Source organism: Mycobacterium sp. (assembly GCF_049802695.1).
Classification (GTDB): Bacteria; Actinomycetota; Actinomycetes; order Mycobacteriales; family Mycobacteriaceae; genus Mycobacterium.
The window spans coordinates 1-2,208 of the sequence record NZ_JBARMY010000457.1 but is presented as its reverse complement, the minus strand read 5'-3'; the positions used below and the strand labels follow the sequence as shown (position 1 = coordinate 2,208).

The window sequence follows — 2,208 nt, the reverse complement described above, 5'->3', positions numbered from 1 at the left end:
TCGAAGTGCGGCGCGGCCGCGGCGGTCACCGCGTCGTTGGCCGCGTCGAGGGACGCGTCCGCCGACGCTGCGGTCGAGCGCATGGCGTCGAGCCAGTCGATGCGAACGTCGGTGTCGACGTAGGGCTTGATCTGTTGGTCGACCAGCTCGTCGGCCGGCGAGCGATTCCCTGCTCCGTTCAATACCGTCTGGGCGGCGGCCAGCCATGCGGGCCGTTCGGCGAGCCGGCGGTCGTCGATGGCGACCGCCGTCGCGGCCTTGGCATCGATGAGCTGCCACAGGTCGTCGCGCAGCGCCGCGCAGCGCTCGGCGGCGACCGCGACATTGGCCGCGACGGTTTCACCGGCGCGGCAATGACGCTGTAAGAACTCCGTCGCCGCGTCGGCTCCGGGGCCCGTCCAGGCTTCGGCCAACTCGGCGTGCTGTGCACGCTGCCTGCTCAGGGCTTCATCGGCGGCGCTGGCGGCAGCCCTCAGCTTTGCGCAGTCGTCGTCGAGCACGAACAGGTCCAAGCCGTCTTCGGTGTCGTATCGATCGCGGACTTGTGACGCGTAGGCGGTCAGGCCAGGATGCTGGTATCCGAGGACATGGCATGCCCATACGTAGCTCTCAGTGTGCTCGACAGCAGACACGGCCTCCGCCAGTCGCTGTGCGACGTTGAAGCGTTCCGCCACGGTCAGCCGATCCGCGCGGTGCTGCGCAGTTCGGCGTCGGCGTAGCGATCAGCTGCAGCACGCAGCGCCGCAGAGATCTCGACGGTCGCCCGTGACCACTGCGCCAAGTCAACGTGCAGCCGATTCAGCGACGTGTGCAGCGCGTTGCCGCGGCCGATATGCCCCCGGCCGGCGGTAGCACCGTTGAAAGCCAACTGCGAGAGGTTATTTCGCGCTGCGGCGTCGATGATCTGCGCAGTGCAGTCCAATTGGTTAGCGACTGCCCGCAGCGCTGCGACCTCGACGTAAGTTTGTCCCATACCGGCTAGGACGGACCGGCACCGCGTTGCGTTCCGGTCAGCGCTGATTTACCGAGTCCGCGACCCGCATCGCGAGCCGGCGGGCGATGTCCTGGTCGGCGGCTTCCACCATGATCCGGATCAGCGGCTCAGTTCCAGATGGGCGCAACAAGATTCGGCCGGTGTCACCCAATTCGTCTTTAGCTTCCTGCACGGCGGCCCGCACCGCGGGCGCAGCGACGACGGCGGCCTTATCCGCGGCCTCGACGTTGACCAGCACCTGCGGCAATGTACGCATCGCCGACGCGAGAGCCGACAGCGGCGATCCCGTTTGCGCCATCCGCGCCATCAACCGCAGGCCGGTCATGATGCCGTCGCCGGTGGTAGCCAGCGCGGGCATCACGATGTGGCCGGACTGCTCCCCGCCGAGGCTGTAGTCACCGGCGCGCAGCTCTTCGAGGACGTAACGATCACCCACGCCGGTGGTGCGAACGGTGACGCCGGCCGAGCGCATCGCCAGGTGCAGGCCGAGGTTGCTCATCACCGTGGCCACCAACGTGTTGGCGGCCAGTTCGCCGGCCTCCTGCATGGCCAGCGCCAGCACCACCATGATCTGGTCGCCGTCGACCAGATCGCCGTTGGTGTCGACGGCCAGGCACCGGTCGGCGTCGCCGTCGTGAGCCAAGCCGAGGTCGGCTTTGTGGGCGAGCACCGCCGAGCGCAGTGGGTCGAGGTGTGTCGACCCGCAGTCGTCGTTGATGTTCAGGCCGTTGGGTTGGGCGTTGATCGAAATGACCCGGGCCCCGGCCGCCCTATAGGCGCGGGGCGCCGCCTCTGACGCCGCGCCGTGGGCGCAGTCGACGACCACCGTCAGGCCGTCGAGCGGGATGGTGCTCGTGCTGGTCACTTGGCGCACGTAGCGCTCCAGCGCGTCGTCGGCGTCGATGACCCGCCCGATCGCCGCTCCGACCGGGCGCAGGCCGGGACCGGCCGCAACCAGTTCCTCGATCTGGTCTTCGGTGACGTCGTCGAGTTTGTGGCCGCCCGGGCCGAAGATCTTGATGCCGTTATCAGGCATCGGGTTGTGCGACGCTGAGATCATTACGCCGAAGTCGGCGCCATAGGCGCTGGTCAAGTAGGCGACGGCGGGGGTCGGCAGCACGCCGGTACGTAGTGCGTCGACACCCGCGCTGGTCAGGCCGGCGATGACGGCCGCTTCGAGCATCTCGCCGCTGGCCCGCGGATCGCGCCCTACT

The 2,208-nt window shown here is 68.5% G+C and carries 2 protein-coding genes and 1 pseudogene; all 3 read right to left on the bottom strand.

Annotated elements, in window-relative coordinates; genetic code table 11:
- Positions 1-674: pseudogene (locus WA317_RS18460) on the bottom strand (hypothetical protein); the annotation flags it as partial.
- Between the two features lie 2 nt (positions 675-676).
- Positions 677-973 carry a type VII secretion target gene (locus tag WA317_RS18455; RefSeq protein WP_425174414.1) on the bottom strand — a complete coding sequence of 99 codons (297 nt, stop codon included), beginning with the start codon at positions 971-973 and terminating at the stop codon, positions 677-679.
- Between the two features lie 37 nt (positions 974-1,010).
- The coding region (gene glmM / locus WA317_RS18450) for a phosphoglucosamine mutase (protein WP_425174413.1) at positions 1,011-2,208 on the bottom strand (1,198 nt) is incomplete at its 5' end.

What these genes read in the sequence shown, in the direction of transcription:
- WA317_RS18455 (WP_425174414.1), bottom strand. Translation starts at nt 973, where the DNA reads ATGGGACAAACTTACGTCGAGGTCGCAGCGCTGCGGGCAGTCGCTAAC.